The sequence below is a fragment of the Ancylobacter sp. SL191 genome (genome assembly GCF_026625645.1).
Lineage (GTDB): Bacteria > Pseudomonadota > Alphaproteobacteria > Rhizobiales > Xanthobacteraceae > Ancylobacter.
The window spans coordinates 565,519-583,241 of the sequence record NZ_CP113056.1 but is presented as its reverse complement, the minus strand read 5'-3'; the positions used below and the strand labels follow the sequence as shown (position 1 = coordinate 583,241).

The following is a 17,723-nucleotide window of genomic DNA, read 5'->3' as shown; positions in this document are numbered from 1 at the left end:
CGCGGGAGTTGGCACGCCTCCTGCTTGTAGTTGGCAGCCGTTGGCGGTCGACCGACTTCTCGCGCGGCCGGCGAAGTGACCGGGGGGCCTGCGGCACCGGTCTTAAGCTTGTGAGAGATACGCAATGACGAAGTACAAACTCGAGTATATCTGGCTCGACGGCTACAAGCCGACGCCGAACCTGCGTGGCAAGACGCAGATCAAGGAATTCGACCACTTCCCCTCGCTCGAGGAACTCCCGCTGTGGGGCTTTGACGGCTCGTCGACCCAGCAGGCCGAAGGCCACAGCTCGGATTGCGTGCTCAAGCCGGTCGCGGTCTACCCGGATCCGGCCCGCAAGAACGGCGCCCTGGTTATGTGCGAAGTGATGATGCCCGATGGTGTCACCCCGCACGCGACCAACACCCGCGCCACCATTCTCGACGATGAAGGCGCCTGGTTCGGCTTCGAGCAGGAATACTTCTTCTACAAGGACGGCCGTCCGCTCGGCTTCCCCGAGCATGGCTATCCCGCGCCGCAGGGCCCGTACTACACCGGCGTCGGCTACAAGAATGTCGGCGACGTTGCCCGCGAGATCGTGGAAGAGCATCTCGAGCTCTGCCTCGAGGCCGGCATCAACCACGAAGGCATCAACGCGGAAGTCGCGAAGGGCCAGTGGGAGTTCCAGATTTTCGGCAAGGGCTCCAAGAAGGCCGCTGACGAGGTGTGGATCGCCCGTTACCTGCTGCTCCGCCTGACCGAACAGTATGGCGTGGACATCGAGTTCCACTGCAAGCCGCTCGGCGACACCGACTGGAACGGCTCGGGCATGCACGCCAACTTCTCCACCAAGTATCTGCGTGAAGTCGGCGGCAAGGAGTATTTCGAGGCTCTGATGGCCGCCTTCAGCAAGAACTGGAAGGAGCACATCGACGTCTACGGTCCGGACAACCACCTGCGTCTGACCGGCAAGCACGAGACCGCCCCGTGGAACAAGTTCTCCTACGGTGTGGCCGATCGTGGCGCGTCGATCCGCGTTCCGCACAGCTTCGTGCGCAATGACTACAAGGGCTATCTCGAGGATCGCCGCCCGAACTCCCAGGGCGACCCCTACGCCATCGCCTCGCAGATCCTGAAGACCATTTCGGAAGTCCCCACCGCAGCCGTCGCGGCGGCGTGATCGCGAGGTTGGCGCCCGGCACTCGCTCGGGCGCTTTCCTCCGGTGGACTTCAGGAGCCCTCGCGGGCTCCGACAAGCTCCCGAGACGCAACGCGTCTCCCCTCAAGCCAGCCCTTCGGGGCTGGCTTTTTGTTTTTGATCCGGCTGTTCGTTGCCGCCCGGCGCGCGTCCGGCGGCCTCAGAGATAAGGCGAGGCGAGCCAGATGGCGCGGTTGCGCAGGCGCTTGAGGAAAGGGCGCTCGCCCAGCGTCGCCAAGGTCTCCGGCGTCGCTGTCGCCACCATCGCGCCAATGCGCGCTTCCACCGCCCCGGCGATGGCGGTGTGGTAGAGCTCAAGATCCAGCTCGAAATTGAGCCTGAGGCTGCGCGGATCGAGATTGGACGAGCCGACATAGGCCCAGGCGCCGTCCACCGCCATCAGCTTGGAATGGTCGAACATGCCGCCGGCGCGCCAGACCCGGCATTCGCCTTCCAGCACCTGGTCGAGCTGCGCGGTCATCGCGTAATCGACGAGCTTGAGGTTGTTGGCGGAGGGAATGACGATATCCACCTCCACGCCGCGCCGCCCGGCCACCGCCAGCGCGCCGATCAGCTGTTGATCGGGCAGGAAATAGGGCGAGCAGATGCGCACCCGGCTCTGCGCCATGGCGAGCGCGCCCATGATGATGTTGTGGGCGCAGGCAATGTTGCGGTCCGGCCCCGAGGGCACCACGCGCACCGCCACCTCGCCGCGCGGCGGGCCCTCCGGCGCCTCCGCCCAGGCGGCGCCGTCGAGTACCTCGCCGGTGGTGAAGGACCAGTCCTCGTAGAACACGGTGAGCAACTGCTCGACCGCCGGGCCCTCGATGCGGAAATGCGTGTCGCGCGCGGGATCGTCGCCGGCATAGCGGCTGGTGAACTGCGCGCGGATGTTCATACCGCCGGTGAAGCCGAGTTCGCCATCGACGATCAGCATCTTGCGATGGCTGCGCAGATTGGCGTAGGGCAGGCGCAAGCCGATGAGATTGCCCATGAAAAGCGCCGTGGTCACGCCGCCCTGGCGCAGCCTGCCGACGATGGAGGGGCGCGAATAGCGCGCGCCGATGGCGTCGATCAGCACGCGCACGGCGACGCCGCGGCGCTGGGCGGCGATGAGGGCGTCGGCGACCTCGACGCCGATGGCGTCATTGTCGAAAATGTAGGTGGACATGGCGATGTGGCGCCGCGCCGTGCGGATCGCCGCCAGCATGTCCGGGTAGGCCTCGTCGCCGCTGTCGAGCAGGCGCACCGCATTGCCGGTGGTGAGCGGATGGGTGCTCACCCGGTCGCCCAGCCGCTTCATCGCCGAGAGGCCCGGCGAGAGCGAGATGGCGATGGGCGGGCGTTCGTGATGGGGGCGCCGGTGCTGGCTGGCGCGCCGCCGCCCGGCCGCCGTCTTGCGGATTCGGTTAATGCCGGCAACGAGATAGAGGAAGGCGCCGATCACCGGCGAGAGCAGGATCACGCCGACCCAGCCAATAGCGGCGCGCACATCGTCCTTGGTCATGGCGGCATGGATCGCCGCGACGACGCCGATCAGGGTCGAGACGACCAGGAAGATGTGCGGCCAGTAGGTCGACCAGAAGGTGTACATGCGCGATCCCGGTGCGGCGCGAGGCGGGGCATGGGGCCCTCGCTCTAGGCTGTAGCCGGTAAGTTCCGCGCCGTCATCTGCCGTGCCGTCCGGCGCCCGTTACAGACCGGGCGCCGGCCATCAGCTGTCTCAGCTCGCCGCGCGCAGGGGCTCGCCGGCCGTGGTGTCCGCCGCCGGCTCCAGCGCATTGGCGATGGCCTCGTCGACGCGCTCCAGCCAGATGAACTCCAGCCGCTCGCGCGCATCCGTGGGGATGTCGTCATAGTCGCGCCGGTTGCGGGCCGGCAGCATGACGCGGGTGAGGCCGGCCCGTGCGGCGGCGACCACCTTCTCCTTGATGCCGCCGACCGGCAGGACGAGACCGCGCAGGGAGATCTCGCCCGTCATCGCCGTGTCCTTGCGCACGGTGCGGCCGGAGAGCAGCGAGACCAGCGCGGTGAACATGGCGACGCCCGCGCTCGGCCCGTCCTTCGGCGTGGCGCCGGCCGGGACATGCACATGCACGTCGTTGCTGGCGAACACCGCCGGGTCGATGCCGAACTCGGCCGCCCGGCTTTTCACCAGGCTCATCGCCGCCTGCGCGCTTTCCTTCATCACGTCGCCGAGCTGGCCGGTGAGGATGAGCCCGCCCCGGCCGGGCACCTTGGTCGCCTCGATGAACAGGATGTCACCGCCCACCGGCGTCCAGGCGAGGCCCGTGGCGACGCCGGGGGAGGAGACGCGCAGCGCCACCTCGTCCTCGAAGATCGGCGGGCCGATCAGCTCGGGCAACCGATCCGCGGTGATGCGGGCGTGATCCGCCGTGCCCTCGGCGATGTCGACCGCGACATGGCGCACGACGCGCCCGACCTCGCGCTCGAGATTGCGCACGCCCGCTTCCCGCGTATAGGCGCGGATGAGGCCGCGCAGCGCGTCGTCCTCGATCTCCACCTGCTCCGGCGTGACCCCGTTCGCTTCGAGCTGCCGGCGCACGAGGTAGCGGCGGGCGATCTCCAGCTTCTCGCTGTCGGTGTAGCCCGACAGGGTGATGATCTCCATGCGGTCGCGCAGCGGGCCGGGGATGGTGTCCAGCATGTTGGCGGTGGCGATGAAGACGACGCGCGACAGGTCGAAGGGCACGCCGAGATAATTGTCGCGGAAGGTGCCGTTCTGCTCGGGGTCGAGCACCTCCAGCATGGCGGCCGAGGGGTCGCCCTGGATGCCGGAGCCCATCTTGTCGATCTCGTCCAGCATCATCACGCAGTCGCGGGTGCCCGCCTTGCGGATGCCCTGGATGATGTTGCCCGGCAGCGCGCCGACATAGGTGCGCCGGTGGCCGCGGATCTCCGCCTCGTCATGCACGCCGCCGAGCGAGACGCGGACGAATTTGCGGCCCATGGCGCGGGCGATCGACTGGCCGAGCGAGGTCTTGCCGACACCGGGCGGGCCGGCGAAGCACAGGATCGGCGCCTTGCCGTTCGGCGCGAGCTTGCGCACGGCGAGATATTCGACGATGCGGCGCTTGATCTTGTCGAGGCCGAAATGGTCGGCGTCGAGCACGCGGCGCGCCTCGGCGATGTCGATCGGCGGGGTCTCCGGCAGCTTCCACGGCAGGGCGATCAGCCAGTCGAGATAGGTGCGGATCATGCCGTATTCGGCGCTGGCGTCCTGCATGCGGCGCAGCCGGCCCAGTTCCTTGCGGGCCATCTGCTCGACATCGGCGGGCATGCCGGCCTCGGTGATGGCGGCATCGAGATCGGCGATCTCCTGGCTGTTGCCGCCATCCTCGCCGAGCTGCTTCTGGATCGCCGCCATCTGCTCGCGCAGCAGCACCTCGCGCTGGCGCTCATCCAGCGACGCCTTGGTCTGCTTGCTGATCTCCTGCGACAGCCGGAGCACCTCGATACGGTGGGCGAGCAGGCGCGAGACCTTGTTCATGCGGGCGACGATGTCGACCGTCTCCAGCATCTCCTGCTTCTCGTCGGGCGAAATATCGAGATAGGCGCTCACGAGGTCGGCGAGGCCCGAGGGCGAGTTCGCCCCGCGCACGGCGGCCATCAGCTCCGGCGGCACCTGCGGCAGCAGTTCCAGCGCCTCGCTGGCCTGGGCCTGGAGATGGACGAAGCGCGCCTCGATGTCCGAGCTCGGCTCGACCGCCTCGTCGATCCGCGTCACCCGCGCGGTGATGAAGGGCTTCTCGCGCACGAACTCGTCGACGCGGAAGCGCTGCTCGCCCTGGCAGACCAGATGATGCGTGCCGTCCGGCGCGGTGACGTAGCGCAGGATGTTGGCGACGACGCCCATGCGGTGCAGCTCGGTCGGACCTGGCTCCTCGGTCGCGGCGTCGCGCTGCATGAGGATGCCGACCGGCCGGCCCTCGCGGGCGGCCTGCTGGGCGGCGGCGATTGAGGCGGGGCGGGCGACCGCGACCGGCATCACCACGCCGGGAAACAGCACGAGGCTGCGCACCGGCAGGATGATGAGCTGGTCGGCCGGCACGGTGGCGCCATTGGCGCCGTTGGCGCTGGCAGCCGCGCCGCCATGGCCGGCGCCGGAGCCACCGACCGTCTCGGCCATGCGCAAGGGGACGTTCCTGAAGTCGGGATGTCTCATGATTTCTCCCCCTCTCACAGCTTGCGCAGCACGATGGCGAGGCAGCCATTGACGACGCGCGGGCGCGCGACCTCGTAGCGCCCGGCGGGCAGGCCGAGATGGCGCTCGAAGCGGCCCTGCGGCAGCTCCATGCGGTGAATGGTGGCGCGGTGGAACTCGGCCGGCAGGATGCGCTCGCCGGCAATGGTCAGCACGCCGTTCTGAATGGTCGCGGTCATCCGCTCGGGATCGACGCCGGGGAGGGCGGCGAGCACGATCAGCTCGCGCTCGGTCTCCAGCACGTCGACCGGCGGCTCCCAGCAAGGGGCGCGGTGGCGCACCGGCGCCTCCGTCCGCCGCGCCGGCTGGAACATCTCGCGGTGCATGCGCTCGGCGCGATTGAGCATCTCGATCGCGTCCGACCACATCCAGGCGCGGGGGTCAGAATTCGTCATGAGGTTCTCCTGGGCGATCCCGTCGTAAGTCGCTTGGGGGCCGCCTCTGCGCTGATATGGGATCGGATCGCGCCGCTGCCAGAGAAAGGCACGCCGGCGGCACGGCAGGCGCTGGCGAGGCGGCCTTTCGGCAATTCGCGCGATCATGCGCGGCGGCGCGCGAGTTATGGCGCCAGCGCGGCGGGGCCGCGCCAGTTATGGCCATCTCGCGGCAGAGCTCCGCGCGCGCCGCATGGCAGCCAACTGTGCCGGGCGGTAGTCGGCGCGGCATTGCCGCTGGGGCATTAATGAAATATTACCCAAACAGTTCTAGCCTTGGCGTGATCAGCTTCCCGCAATGTCGATGGCCGACACAGACGGGGGCTGTTCGCGACCGTGGATGACCTGTACAGTCCGGGGGTGACCCGGGCCGGGCCTGCTCGTCGCCTGTATCGCTATGTGAGTAGAGACGCCTGATGCGGCTTGTCGGAACTTTCATCCTTGGCTCGGCCAGCCTCGTCGCCGTGGCGGTGGCCGCCGCCTGGGTGTCCAGCGCCTTCGTGCCGACCCCCGCCGATGCGGCGCGCGTCGAGCCCGAGCTGCGGATGCAGCCGGCGGCTCCCGCGCCTTTCGCGGTCGAGGTCGAGGATGTGCCGGTGGCGGCGCCGCTCTACAGCGTGACCGACATCCGCAATTTCTATTCCTCCGGCGAGATCGCCCAGCCCAAGGACTGGCTGTTCCGGCATGAGATCATGCCGGTGCGCCCGACCGTGATGGCCGCGCTGCCGGTGCCGGCGCCGGATGCTCCCTCCGCCGCGGCGCCGAGCGTCGAGACCGTCGTCACCGTGCCGCTGCCGCCGACCAAGCCGCTCTTCGCTGGCGGCGTCACCCCCGGCGATTCGGCTGAGGATGAGCTGAGCCTCGCCCCGCTGCCGCCCAAGAAGCCGGACGCGCCGGTGCAGATGGCCATGCTGCCGCCCTCGCTGCCCGAGGATGAGGCGCCGGAAGCCGCGCCCGAGACCCCGGCCGAGACGCAGCCGCTGGCCAAGGACGAGTTGCGCTACCCGACCCCCGAGGACCGGTTCGCCGTCTACGACATCAAGGCGCGCAAGCTCTATCTGCCGAACGGCAAGAAGCTTGAGGCGCATTCGGGCTATGGCGACAAATTCGATGACGTGCGCTACGTCCATGTGAAGATGTACGGCCCGACCCCGCCCAACCGCTACAAGCTGCGGATGCGCGAGGCGCTGTTCCACGGTACCGAGGCGGTGCGCCTGCTGCCCGTGGGCGACGGCAAGATGTATGGCCGCACCGGCTTCCTGCTGCACCCCTATCTGCTCGGGCCGCGCGGCGATTCCAATGGCTGCATCTCGCTCGCCGATTACGACGCCTTCCTCGCCGCCTTCAAGAAGGGCGAGGTGCAGGAGGTGATCGTGGTCGAGGCGATGCCGAAGTCGGCCGAGCCGGTAAGCCCGCTGATCTCCTGGCTGACCGGCAAGAAGAGCTGATTTCCTAGCCGTCTTCGCGTCCGCGCCGACATTCCCGCGCCACCCCGCGCGGTACTGCGACGCCGCGCGTCTTTGGTCGAATCAGGAATCGCTTCGCCGGCTCTTGAAACCGCCCCCCCGCTGCTGCGATGCTTGTGCGGTGCAGCAAGGAGGCCGAGCCGTGAGCGAACCCGATTTCAGCGAAGGCGCCGCTTATGTGCGTGGCCGCTTCGTGCCTCTGGCGCAGGCGGCGGTGCCCGTGACCGACTGGGGCTTCAGCCGCTCCGATGTGGTCTATGACGTCGTCCATGTCTATCGCGGCGGCTTCTTCCGCCTCGCCGATCATCTCGACCGCTTCCACCGCGCCATGGCCGCGCGCCAGCTCGCGCCGGCCGAGAGCCGGGAGCAGATGGAAGAGGTGCTGCACCGCTGCGTGGCGCTCGCCGGGCTCGACGATGCCTATGTCTCGATGATGACGCTGCGCGGGCGCCCGCGCGTGCGAGGCTCGCGCCGGCCGGCCGATTGCGACAATCATTTCATGGCCTATGCCGCGCCGTGGATCGACGTGATCCCGCCCGAGGTGCAGGCGCGCGGGGCGCATCTGATGATTGCCTCCAACCCGCGTATCCCCGATGCCAGCGTCGATCCGACGGTGAAGAACTTCCAGTGGAGCGACCTCACCACCAGCGTGCTGGAGGCCCATGCGAACAATTACGACACCTCGGTGCTGTGCGACGCGGAGGGCTTCGTCACCGAGGGGCCGGGCTTCAACGTGTTCATCGTGCAGGACGGGCGGATCGTCACGCCGGACCGCGGCAGCCTGCAGGGCATTACCCGCCGCTCGGTGCTCGATATCTGCGCCGAACTCGGCATCGAGGCGGCGATCGCCCCGGTGACGCGCGACATGCTGGAGAACGCCGACGAGGTGTTTGCCGCCACCACGGCGGGCGGCGTCATGCCGGTCGCCCGCATCGGCACGGCGCAAGGCGTGCGCATCCTCGGCAATGACCGGCCCGGCCCCATCTCGGCGCTGATCCGCGAGGAATACTGGAAGCGCCATGAGGCCGGCTGGCACATGACGCCGGTGCGTCGCGAACTCGCCGCCCCGTTCGCCGGCGATCCCGATCCGCTCGCCGAGCTGCCGGCGACGCTGTAGGAAGGGCGCGGTCCCGCCGCATAGGGTTTTCGCATGTCCACGCTTCACGCCGGCTATTTCACCGACGGCCTCGCCGCCGATCCCGAGCTCGCGGCCGCGCTCCATGGCGAGCTGGCCCGCCAGCGGGATGGCATCGAACTGATCGCCTCCGAGAACATCGTCTCCCGCCTCGTGCTGGAGGCGCAGGGCTCGGTGCTGACCAACAAGACGGTCGAGGGGCTGGCCTATGCGCGCTATTACGGCGGCGCCGAATTCGCCGACGCCATCGAGGCGCTGGCGCTGGAACGGGCCAAGCGCCTGTTCGGCGCGCGCTTCGCCAATGTGCAGCCCCATTCCGGCTCCAACGCCAATGCCGGCGTGTTTCTCGGCCTGCTCAAGCTCGGCGACACCATCCTGTCCATGGACACGGCGGCGGGCGGGCATATCAGCCACGGCCACCCGGCGACGCTGACCGGGCGCGACTACACCATCGTGCGCTACGGGGTGAGCCGGGAGAGCGAGCGCATCGAGCTCGACGCGCTGCGCCAGCTCGCGCTGGACCACCGGCCGAAAATGATCGTCGCCGGCGGCTCGGCCTACCCCTTCGCGCTGGATTTCAAGGGGATGCGCGCCATTGCCGACGAGGTGGGCGCGCTGCTGATGGTCGACATGGCGCATTTCGCCGGGCTGGTGGCGAGCGGTCTCTATCCCGACCCGCTGCCGCACGCCCATGTCGTGACCTCGACCACCTACAAGTCGCTGCGCGGCGCGCGCGGCGGGCTGGTGCTGTGGAACGATCCCGACCTCTCCGACCGGATCAATTACGGCATCTTCCCGGGCGTGCAGGGCTCGGTGATGATGCATGCGGTCGCCGGCAAGGCCGCCTGTTTCGGCGAGGCGCTGCGGCCGGAATTTTCCGCCTATAACCGCGCCGTGCTGGAGAATGCCCGCACGCTGGCGGACGAACTCGCGGCGCACGGGCTGCGTCTCGTCGGCGGCGGCACCGATTGCGGGCTGATGCTGGTCGATCTCTCCCCGCTCGGCGTCACCGGCGATGTCGCCGCCAAGGCGCTGGAAAAGGCGGGGCTGGCGGTCAACAAGAACCTCATCCCGTTCGACACGCGTCCGCCCGAGGCGCCCTCGGGGCTGCGGCTTTCGTCCAATGCCGGCACGGCGCGCGGCTTCGGCACGGCCGAATTCGCCACCATCGCCGGCTGGATCGCCGCCATTTGCCGCGCGCCGCAGGACACGGCGCTGCTGGCGCGCCTGCACGACGAGGTGCGCGCGCTCTGCGCCCGCTTCCCGATCTACTGAACCGCCTCAGTCCCGCGCCAGCGCCACCACCGGGTCGAGCTTGGAGGCGCTGCGCGCCGGCAGGAAGCCGAAGGCGATGCCGATCAGGCTCGAGCAGGCCACCGCCGCGACGATGGAGGTGGTGGAGTAGATCAGATTGAAGCCGAACCCGGCGAAGCTGAAGGCCAGCCCGAAGGCGAGCGCCAGCGCGATGCCGAGCACGCCGCCGAGCAGGCACACCACCACCGCCTCGGTGAGGAACTGCTGGAGGATGTTGCTCTGGCGCGCCCCCACCGCCATGCGCACGCCGATCTCGCCGACCCGCTCGGAGACCGAGACCAGCATGATGTTCATCACCCCGATGCCGCCGACGATGAGCGAGATCACCGCGATGGCGGCGATCAGCAAGGTGAGCGCCTGCGTGGTCGCGGTGATGGTGCGGCGGATGTCGTCGGTGTTGATGATGAAGAAGTCCTTGGTGCCGTGGCGCTGGGTGAGGAAGGTGGTCACCGCCTGCTCGGCATAGGCGCTCTCCACCTCGTCGCGCACCTTCAGCGTGATCGAGCGCAGCGAGGTCGAGCCGAGGAAGCGCGTCTGCACGCTGGTATAGGGCAGATAGAGCGAGAGGTTCTGGCTGGAGCCGAAGCCGCCCTGCTGGGTCTGGGTGACGCCGACCACCCGCGCCGGCACGGTGCCGATGAAGATCACCTGCCCGAGCGGCGAGAGACCGAGCTCGTCGAACAGCGCCTTGCGGGTGTTCTCGTCGATGACGACATCGAGCGCCCGCTCGGCCACGCTCTGCGCGTCGAAGAAGCGGCCGGTGGCGAGCTTGGTGCCCTTGGCGGCGAAATATTGCTCGCTCACCCCGTTGACCAGCGCGCTCGCCTCCTTGGCGCCGAAGCGCACCGTGCTGGAGGTCGAGACGGTGGGCGTTGCCGCCGCGACATAGGGCTGCCGGGCGAGTTCGCGCGCATCCGCCACCACCAGCGTGGTGATCTTGCCCGAGCGCGTGTCGCCGAAATCCTTGCCGGCGAAGATCTCGATCGTGTTGGTGCCGAGCCCGGCAATGTTGGACAGCACCACCTGCCGCGAGCCCTCGCCGAGTGCCACCACGCACACCACCGAGGCGATGCCGATGATGATGCCGAGCATGGTGAGCGCGGTGCGCAGGCGGTGCGCGTTCATCGAGCGCAGCGCCATGCGGAACGCTTCGCCGAACTGGCCGAAGGTGCTGCGCCAGGACAGGGAAGCGCGCGGCACCCGCGCCGGTGGCGCGGCCGGGTGGTCGATGGGCGCATCCGGCCGGGTGCGGCGGTCGGCGATGATCGCCCCGTCGCTGATCTCTATGATGCGCTCGGCGCGGTTGGCGACGCTCATGTCGTGGGTGACGATGATGACGGTGCGGCCTTCCGCGTGCAACTCGCCGAGGATCTTCAGCACTTCCTCGCCGCTCTGCCGGTCGAGCGCGCCGGTCGGCTCGTCCGCGAGGATGACGTCGGCGCCGTTCATCAGCGCGCGGGCGATGGAGACGCGCTGCTGCTGGCCACCGGAAAGCTGGCCCGGCCGGTGCCGCAGCCGGTCGCCCATGCCGAGCCGCCCGAGCAGGGCGCTGGCGCGCTCCTGCCGCTCCTGCGCCGAGCGGCCGGCATAGATGGCGGGCATCTCGACATTGCCCAGCGCGGTCAGCTCGGACAGGAGCTGGTAGCGCTGGAAGATGAAGCCGAAATGCTCGCGCCGCAGCGCCGCCAGCTCGTCTGCTCCGAGGCTCGACGTCTCCGTGCCGGCAATGCGGTAGCGCCCGGCGCTCGCCCGGTCGAGGCAGCCGAGAATGTTCATCAGCGTCGACTTGCCCGAGCCCGAGGCGCCGACGATGGCCACCATCTCGCCGGCGTGGATGGTGAGGTTGATGTCCTTGAGCACGGTGATCGTGCCCTCGCCGGCCTGGAAGTCGCGGCGCAGGCCTTCGAGCACGATCAACGGCTCGCCCGGCTGAGGCGTCCCCGCGGGGGATGCGTCGTTCGGTAGCTTTCCCATGGCCATCTCACATGCCGCCGCCGGGCGGCGGGCCGGGCATGCGCGCCGTCGCGACCGGCAGGTTCGCCGTGTCGCCGGTGACCACGCGCTCGCCCTCGCCGAGGCCTGAGCGCACCTCGGCAAAGGTCTTGTCGTTGAGACCGATGGCAACCTGCCGCGTCTCGACCTGCCCGGCCGGGGTGAGCACGCGCACCGCATAGAGCCCGTCCGCTCCGCGCGCGTCGAGCGCCATGGCGGGAACCAGCAGTGCGCCCTTGGCCGCGCCCGTGACGATGTGGACCTCGGCGGTCATGTAGGTGCGCAGCCGCCCGTCCGGGTTCGGCACTTCCAGCACGCCATTGTAATAGATGGCCGATGACGAGGAGCTGGACGAGCTGGAGGAGGAGGTGCTGCTGGTGGTGGAACTGCTGAAGCTCTCATCGCTCTTGATCGAGACCGGCGCCGGCTCGATGGACAGCAGATCCGCTTCGTAGCGCCGGTCGCGGTCGCCGAGAATGGTGAACCAGGCCCGCTGGCCGGGGGCGGTCTGCACCACGTCGGCCTCGGAGATTTCCGCCCGCACCAGCATCCGGTCGAGCTGGCCGAGCACCACGATGGTGGGGGCGGACTGGCTGGCATTCACCGTCTGGCCCTGCTGGCTGACGATGGCGAGCACGGTGCCGTCGCTCGGCGCGGTGATGCGGGTATAGCCGAGATTGGCCTGCGCGGTTTCGACCGCGACTTCCGCCTCGACGATCTGCGCCTTCAGCGCCTCGATCTGCGCCAGCGTCGCCTTCACATCCGCTTCCGCTGCCTCGTAATCGGCCTGCGAGACGATCTTGGACGTGACCATCTCGCTCTGGCGCTTGAGGATCATCTGGTTGCGATAGAGCACCGCCTCCTTCTCGGCGAGCTGGGCCCGCACATCGGCGAGCGAGGCCTGGGAGGTGCGCAGCGAGTTGATCTGGGTGACCGAGTCGATCTCGGCCAGGAGGTCGCCCGCCTTCACCGTGTCGCCGAGCTTGACCAGCACGCGGGTGATGCGGCCTGACGCCTGCGCGCCGACGGCGACGAGGTTGGCCGGCTTCAGCGTGCCGCTGGCGAGCACGGCCACCTCGATGTCGCCGCGCGTGACGGGCGCCGTCACCAGGCTCGCCGCCGGATCGCGTGCCGTGTAGCGCGCGGCGATATAGCCACCGGCAAGCAGAGCCAGGACAAGGGCGGCAAGCAGGATCTTCGAGGGGCGGGACATGAGGCTGCGTGGTCTCTCCGGTCGGTCACGAGCCGAACAGATAGGCACGATGCGTGTCTCGCGTAGTTCCCATCATGGATGTGTGTTCGCACCGGAGGCGATATTATTGCTGAAGATTGCGATCGCGGCGTTGGCAACGCTGGTTTGCGAAATTCTCCGGCAATGGGCGACACGTCCGGCTACAGAGGGGCCATGACGGACATGAACAGAGCCGATGCCGAGACCGGCCCGCACATTCTCGTGGTCGATGACGACCAGGAGATCCGCAAGCTTCTCGGACGCTACCTCACCGGCCAGGCGTTTCGCGTGACGCTGGCCGAGACCGGGCGCGAGGCCGAGCGCCAGCTCGCCAATGGGCGCTTCGACCTCGTGGTGCTCGACCTGATGCTGCCGGACACGTCCGGCCTCGATCTGTGCCGCTCCTTCCGCACCCAGTCCAACATCCCCATCATCCTGCTGACCGCGCTGAAGGAGGATGTCGACCGCATCATCGGGCTGGAGATCGGCGCGGACGACTATCTCGGCAAGCCGTTCAACCCGCGCGAGCTGGTGGCGCGCATCCGTGCCGTGCTCCGGCGCACCCATCTGCGCGAGGAAACCACCAGCGAGCCCCGGCCCGGCCGGCTGCGCTTCGCCGGCTTCACCGCCGACCCGACGCTGCGCCGGGTGTGGGACGGCGAAGGTACGGAGATCATCTTCACCGGCGCCGAGTTCGACCTGTTGCTCGCCTTTGTCGAGCGGCCCGGCCGGATGCTCTCGCGCGAGCAGCTGCTCGACATCACCCAGGGGCGCGGCTCCAGCGGTTTCGACCGCTCGATCGACGTGCTGATCAGCCGGCTGCGCCGCAAGCTGGGCGATGCCGGCAATTTCCAGATCATCAAGACCCTGCGCAATGGCGGCTACCAGCTCGCCGCGCGGGTGGAGATTGTCGCCGGCGAGGATGGCGAGGCGGAATGACCAGTTTCCGCACCCGCGTCACCGCGCTGCTGGCCGGGGCGGTGCTGACGGTGGTGGCGCTCGCCACCGTCCTCTCGCTCGCCTTGCTGCCGCCGCCGCCCATCCGCGAATTTGACGATGCGGTGGCCGGGCAGATCGCGCTGCTGATGGACCTCGCAGCCCGCACGCCGGACGCCATGCCGAACCTCGGTAATGCCCGCCTCGTCGATGCGCCGGTCGCCGGCCCGCAGGTGCCGGGCCCGCCCGACGGCATCGCCGCCGCCATGAACCGGCGCGGCATCGCCACCGATATACGGGTGACCGATGTGCCGGGCGAGACCTGGCCCGTGCTCTCGGCCCGGCTACCCAATGGGCGGTGGATCGTGATGTCCCTGCCGATGCCGCCCCCGCATGGCGGCAATGAATGGGTGTTCGTCGGCTGGGTGGTGATCATCGCGCTTGGCACCACGCTGGTCGTCGTCGCGGCGGTGCGCCGGCTGACCCGGCCGCTCGCCTTGTTGCAGGAGGCTGCCGCCGCCATCGGGCCGGACGGCGAATTGCCGCCGCTGGCGGAGAAGGGCCCGAGCGAGGTGCGCGCCGCCGCCACCGCGATCAACCGCCTCTCCGCCCGTCTGAAGGAGGCGATGGAGAGCCGCATGCGTCTCGTCGCCGCCGCCGGGCACGATCTGCGCACGCCGATGACGCGGATGCGCCTGCGCGCCGAGTTCCTGCCCGATCACGAGCGCGCCGCCTGGGTCACCGATCTCGACGAACTCGACCGCATCGCCGACAGCGCCATCCGCCTCGTGCGCGAGGAGGTCGCCGGCGGCGCCGGCGAGGCGGTGCGGCTCGACACGCTGGTGTCAGAGGTGACGACCGAGCTCGCCGTGCTCGGCATGAAGGTGACACTCGCCGTGCAGGTGCCGGCGACCATCACCGGCCGGCCGCTGGCGCTGCGGCGGGCGCTGCGCAACCTCATCATCAACGCCGCCACCCACGGGCAGGGCGCGACGGTCCGCCTGCATGTCGACGCTGCGGAGGCGATGGTCGAGGTGGAGGATCGCGGGCCGGGCATTCCCGAGGCGCTGCTGCCGCGCGTCTTCGAGCCGTTCTTCCGCATCGATCCCGCCCGCAGCGCGCCCACACCCGGCGCCGGCCTCGGCCTCGCCATCGCCCATGAGATCGTCGCCCGCCATGGCGGCACGCTCACCTTGCGCAATCTCAGCCCGGGCCTGCTTCAGACGGCGATCTTTCCGCTGCGCACCGAGGCGTGACCCGCGCCTGACCGGGGCGGGCGTGGGGGAGATTGTGCGGGGCGCGCGGGGCGGCTAGAGGATCAAACGGTCCTCTCCGTCCCGCCGAAAGAGCCTGCCGCATGAACGAGAACAGCCCGGCCGCCGATGTCGCCGCGCAGCTTGCCGCGCGCATCGAGGCGAAAAGCGCCGTGATCGGCGTCATCGGCCTCGGCTATGTCGGCCTGCCGCTGGCGCTGGTGGCGGTGGAGGCGGGCTTCCCCGTCATCGGCCTCGACATCAACGCACGCCGGGTCGCCGAGATCGGCGCCGGCCGGCAGGTCATCAAATACATTCCCGCCGCGCGGATGGAGAGCGCGCTCGCCACCGGCCGCTTCACCGCGACGACCGATTTCGAGCGCCTCGCCGAGTGCGACGCCATCATCATCTGCGTGCCGACGCCGCTGACCCGCCAGCGCGAGCCGGACCTGTCCTTCGTCGCCGACACCGCCCGCGCCATTGCCCGCACCTTGCGGCCGGGCCAACTCGTGGTGCTGGAATCGACGACCTGGCCCGGCACGACGGTGGAGGTGGTGAAGCCGATCCTCGAGGCGGGCGGGCTGGTCTCCGGCCGCGATGTCTTCCTCGCCTTCTCGCCCGAGCGCGAGGATCCCGGCAATGCCAGCTTCTCCACCGCCACCATTCCGAAGGTGGTGGGCGGCGACGGGGCGGTGGCCGGGGGACTGGCGCAGGCGCTGTACCGCCCGCTGGTGAGCAAGGTGGTGCCGGTGTCCTCGACGCAGGTGGCCGAGGCCGCCAAGCTGACCGAGAACATCTTCCGCTCGGTCAATATCGCGCTGGTGAACGAGCTGAAGAGCGTCTACGGCGCCATGGGCATCGACATCTGGGAGGTGATGGAGGCGGCGGCGACCAAGCCGTTCGGCTTCATGCCGTTCTATCCCGGCCCCGGCCTTGGCGGGCACTGCATCCCCATCGACCCGTTCTATTTGACCTGGAAGGCGCGCGAATTTGACATTGAGACGCGCTTCATCGAGCTCGCCGGCCAGATCAACACGCGCATGCCCTACATCGTCGTCGACCGTCTCGCCGAGGCGCTGGACCGCCATGCCGGGCGAGGGCTCGCCGGGGCGCGCATCCTCGTGCTTGGCGCGGCCTACAAGAAGAATGTCGACGATGTCCGCGAAAGCCCGGCGCTGAAGCTGATGGAGCTGATCGACGAGCGCGGCGGGGTGTGCGAGTTCCACGACCCCTTCGTCGCCGCCCTGCCGCCGACCCGCCGCCACGCGCAGCTCAACGGCAAGGCCTCGCAGAAGCTGACCGTCGATCTCGTCAAGGGCGTCGACGCGGTGCTGGTCGCCACCGATCATGACGAGGTGGACTATGCGCTGGTGGCGCAGCACGCGCGGGTCATTGTCGACACGCGCAACGTCTTCACCCGCCTGAACCTTGCCCCGGCGGTGCTGGTCAAGGCGTAGGGGCTCCGCTCACGCGGCCCTGGCGCTCACTTCACCTTGGCGCAGGTCTCGCCCGGCGCGACATCGGTGCAGGCCGGGCCGCGGCGGAACTCGTCGTAATAGATGCGCCAGATATTGTCCCGACCGGCGCGGTAGGGACCGAATTTGAAGTACAGGTGCTCGCCGAGCTGCGGCCCCTCATGGCCGATCTTGCCGGTGATGGTGGCGATCCACTGGTCGTTGACGACGATCTCGATGCGCCCGTCGCCCTTGGGGCCGGGTTTCACCAGAAAGACGAAATCCACCCAGCCGGAGGCGAGCGCGGGCAGGGTGCCGCCGCGCGGCGTCACGATGAGGTCGGGCGTGCAGCCGCCAAAGCCGCTGGCGACCGCGTCGGGCCCGCCCGGCTCGATGGCGACCAGCGCGCGGAACTGGTTGTACTCGTCCGGCGCTGTGGTGACCGCCTCGCCCGGACGGCACCCCGAGGGGCGCTCGGCCGTGCCGCGCGGGGCATAGGCGCCGGTGTCGGTGTCGATGGTGACCGCGAGGCGCCCCTCCATGAGGCGCAGCGCCAGCAGCGGGCTGTAATCGCCCATGGCGCCGGGATCGATCTCGCGCTTCCACTGCGCCATGACATAGCGGTGACGCTCGGGCGGGATCGGCTCCGCCATCTTCATCGAGAAGGCGTACCAGACCGGGTCGCCATAGCGCACGAGGATGTCCGGCTTCTCCCAGACCTCGGCGCGCTCGCTGCACAGCTCATTGTCCGGCGGGCATTGCGGGCGCACCGACAGATCGACGGCGCCCTTGCCGGAACGCACGACCTCGGACTGGAACGTGTGCGTGCCGGCGCCCTGCTCGCGGTTGTTCTTGTAATAGAGGCCGCCGGCGGGGGCGAAGTCGGTCCCCTCGAAGCCGTCATAGAGGATGATGTTCTGCCCATCCGCCCCGGCGGCCCTGCCGGCGGAGGAAAGGGATACCGAACCCAGCATGGCCAGTGCGACGAGACCGGCGAGGTGGTGGCGGGACGAGCGAAAAGCGAGCGGGCGCAGGGACTTCATGCTAGCCTGTCATCATTTCGTGATGGCGCGTGCGCTTGTCAGGAGGGCTGACTATTTATGACG

General features: G+C 69.1%; 13 protein-coding genes. 7 read left to right on the top strand and 6 right to left on the bottom strand.

Features of this window, described 5'->3' with window-relative positions; all coding sequences use genetic code 11:
• Positions 1-124 precede the first annotated feature (124 nt).
• Positions 125-1,159 carry a glutamine synthetase beta-grasp domain-containing protein gene (locus OU996_RS02555; RefSeq protein ID WP_267584105.1) on the top strand — a complete coding sequence of 345 codons (1,035 nt, stop codon included), beginning with the start codon at positions 125-127 and terminating at the stop codon, positions 1,157-1,159.
• A 178-nt stretch (positions 1,160-1,337) separates the two neighbouring features.
• Here OU996_RS02555 and OU996_RS02550 read toward each other — a convergent pair whose 3' ends face one another.
• The 3 genes from OU996_RS02550 to OU996_RS02540 all read right to left on the bottom strand — a co-directional run bounded on the left by OU996_RS02550 (position 1,338) and on the right by OU996_RS02540 (position 5,797).
• The gene (locus tag OU996_RS02550; protein ID WP_267584104.1) at positions 1,338-2,771 is read right to left on the bottom strand and encodes a phospholipase D-like domain-containing protein; all 1,434 of its coding nucleotides are present in this window, start codon (positions 2,769-2,771) and stop codon (positions 1,338-1,340) included.
• Positions 2,772-2,900: 129 nt separating this feature from the next.
• Positions 2,901-5,363: an endopeptidase La gene (gene lon, locus OU996_RS02545; protein ID WP_267584103.1), complete on the bottom strand. Its 2,463-nt coding sequence runs from the start codon at positions 5,361-5,363 to the stop codon at positions 2,901-2,903.
• 14 nt (positions 5,364-5,377) lie between these two features.
• A complete protein-coding gene (locus tag OU996_RS02540; protein WP_267584102.1) occupies positions 5,378-5,797 on the bottom strand; it encodes an Hsp20/alpha crystallin family protein in 420 nt (139 codons plus the stop codon).
• A 455-nt stretch (positions 5,798-6,252) separates the two neighbouring features.
• Between OU996_RS02540 and OU996_RS02535 the strand changes: the two genes are divergently transcribed.
• From OU996_RS02535 to glyA, 3 genes are all read left to right on the top strand, one after another.
• The gene (locus OU996_RS02535) at positions 6,253-7,284 is read left to right on the top strand and encodes a DUF2778 domain-containing protein (RefSeq protein ID WP_267584101.1); all 1,032 of its coding nucleotides are present in this window, start codon (positions 6,253-6,255) and stop codon (positions 7,282-7,284) included.
• A 160-nt stretch (positions 7,285-7,444) separates the two neighbouring features.
• Positions 7,445-8,419, top strand: coding sequence for an aminotransferase class IV (locus OU996_RS02530; RefSeq protein ID WP_267584100.1), 975 nt, complete (start codon positions 7,445-7,447; stop codon positions 8,417-8,419).
• A gap of 33 nt (positions 8,420-8,452) precedes the next feature.
• A complete protein-coding gene (glyA, locus tag OU996_RS02525) occupies positions 8,453-9,712 on the top strand; it encodes a serine hydroxymethyltransferase (protein WP_267584099.1) in 1,260 nt (419 codons plus the stop codon).
• A 6-nt stretch (positions 9,713-9,718) separates the two neighbouring features.
• Here the strand turns inward: glyA and OU996_RS02520 are convergent, their stop codons facing one another.
• The gene (locus OU996_RS02520) at positions 9,719-11,725 is read right to left on the bottom strand and encodes a MacB family efflux pump subunit (RefSeq protein WP_267584098.1); all 2,007 of its coding nucleotides are present in this window, start codon (positions 11,723-11,725) and stop codon (positions 9,719-9,721) included.
• Positions 11,726-11,732: 7 nt separating this feature from the next.
• Positions 11,733-12,956 (bottom strand): efflux RND transporter periplasmic adaptor subunit, encoded by a 1,224-nt coding sequence (locus OU996_RS02515; protein WP_267584097.1) that lies wholly within the window; start codon positions 12,954-12,956, stop codon positions 11,733-11,735.
• Between the two features lie 201 nt (positions 12,957-13,157).
• Here OU996_RS02515 and OU996_RS02510 point away from each other — a divergent pair, with 201 nt between their 5' ends.
• The 3 genes from OU996_RS02510 to OU996_RS02500 all read left to right on the top strand — a co-directional run bounded on the left by OU996_RS02510 (position 13,158) and on the right by OU996_RS02500 (position 16,620).
• Positions 13,158-13,913 (top strand): response regulator, encoded by a 756-nt coding sequence (locus OU996_RS02510; protein WP_267584096.1) that lies wholly within the window; start codon positions 13,158-13,160, stop codon positions 13,911-13,913.
• Positions 13,910-15,166, top strand: a complete 1,257-nt coding sequence (locus tag OU996_RS02505) for an ATP-binding protein (RefSeq protein ID WP_267584095.1) — start codon at positions 13,910-13,912, stop codon at positions 15,164-15,166. Before OU996_RS02510 ends, OU996_RS02505 begins: the two co-directional genes overlap by 4 nt.
• 101 nt (positions 15,167-15,267) lie before the next feature.
• Complete coding sequence (locus tag OU996_RS02500; RefSeq protein WP_267584094.1) at positions 15,268-16,620, top strand: nucleotide sugar dehydrogenase; 1,353 nt, start codon at positions 15,268-15,270, stop codon at positions 16,618-16,620.
• Positions 16,621-16,646: 26 nt separating this feature from the next.
• Here OU996_RS02500 and OU996_RS02495 read toward each other — a convergent pair whose 3' ends face one another.
• The gene (locus tag OU996_RS02495) at positions 16,647-17,660 is read right to left on the bottom strand and encodes a polysaccharide lyase (protein WP_267584093.1); all 1,014 of its coding nucleotides are present in this window, start codon (positions 17,658-17,660) and stop codon (positions 16,647-16,649) included.
• Positions 17,661-17,723 lie beyond the last annotated feature (63 nt).

Bases quoted from the DNA above. Each gene is read 5' to 3' on its own strand.
- OU996_RS02555 (WP_267584105.1), top strand. From the start codon at position 125: ATGACGAAGTACAAACTCGAGTATATCTGGCTCGACGGCTACAAGCCG.
- OU996_RS02550 (WP_267584104.1), bottom strand. From the start codon at position 2,771: ATGTACACCTTCTGGTCGACCTACTGGCCGCACATCTTCCTGGTCGTC.
- lon (WP_267584103.1), bottom strand. From the start codon at position 5,363: ATGAGACATCCCGACTTCAGGAACGTCCCCTTGCGCATGGCCGAGACG.
- OU996_RS02540 (WP_267584102.1), bottom strand. From the start codon at position 5,797: ATGACGAATTCTGACCCCCGCGCCTGGATGTGGTCGGACGCGATCGAG.
- OU996_RS02535 (WP_267584101.1), top strand. From the start codon at position 6,253: ATGCGGCTTGTCGGAACTTTCATCCTTGGCTCGGCCAGCCTCGTCGCC.
- glyA (WP_267584099.1), top strand. From the start codon at position 8,453: ATGTCCACGCTTCACGCCGGCTATTTCACCGACGGCCTCGCCGCCGAT.
- OU996_RS02520 (WP_267584098.1), bottom strand. From the start codon at position 11,725: ATGGGAAAGCTACCGAACGACGCATCCCCCGCGGGGACGCCTCAGCCG.
- OU996_RS02515 (WP_267584097.1), bottom strand. From the start codon at position 12,956: ATGTCCCGCCCCTCGAAGATCCTGCTTGCCGCCCTTGTCCTGGCTCTG.
- OU996_RS02510 (WP_267584096.1), top strand. From the start codon at position 13,158: ATGAACAGAGCCGATGCCGAGACCGGCCCGCACATTCTCGTGGTCGAT.
- OU996_RS02505 (WP_267584095.1), top strand. From the start codon at position 13,910: ATGACCAGTTTCCGCACCCGCGTCACCGCGCTGCTGGCCGGGGCGGTG.
- OU996_RS02500 (WP_267584094.1), top strand. From the start codon at position 15,268: ATGAACGAGAACAGCCCGGCCGCCGATGTCGCCGCGCAGCTTGCCGCG.
- OU996_RS02495 (WP_267584093.1), bottom strand. From the start codon at position 17,660: ATGAAGTCCCTGCGCCCGCTCGCTTTTCGCTCGTCCCGCCACCACCTC.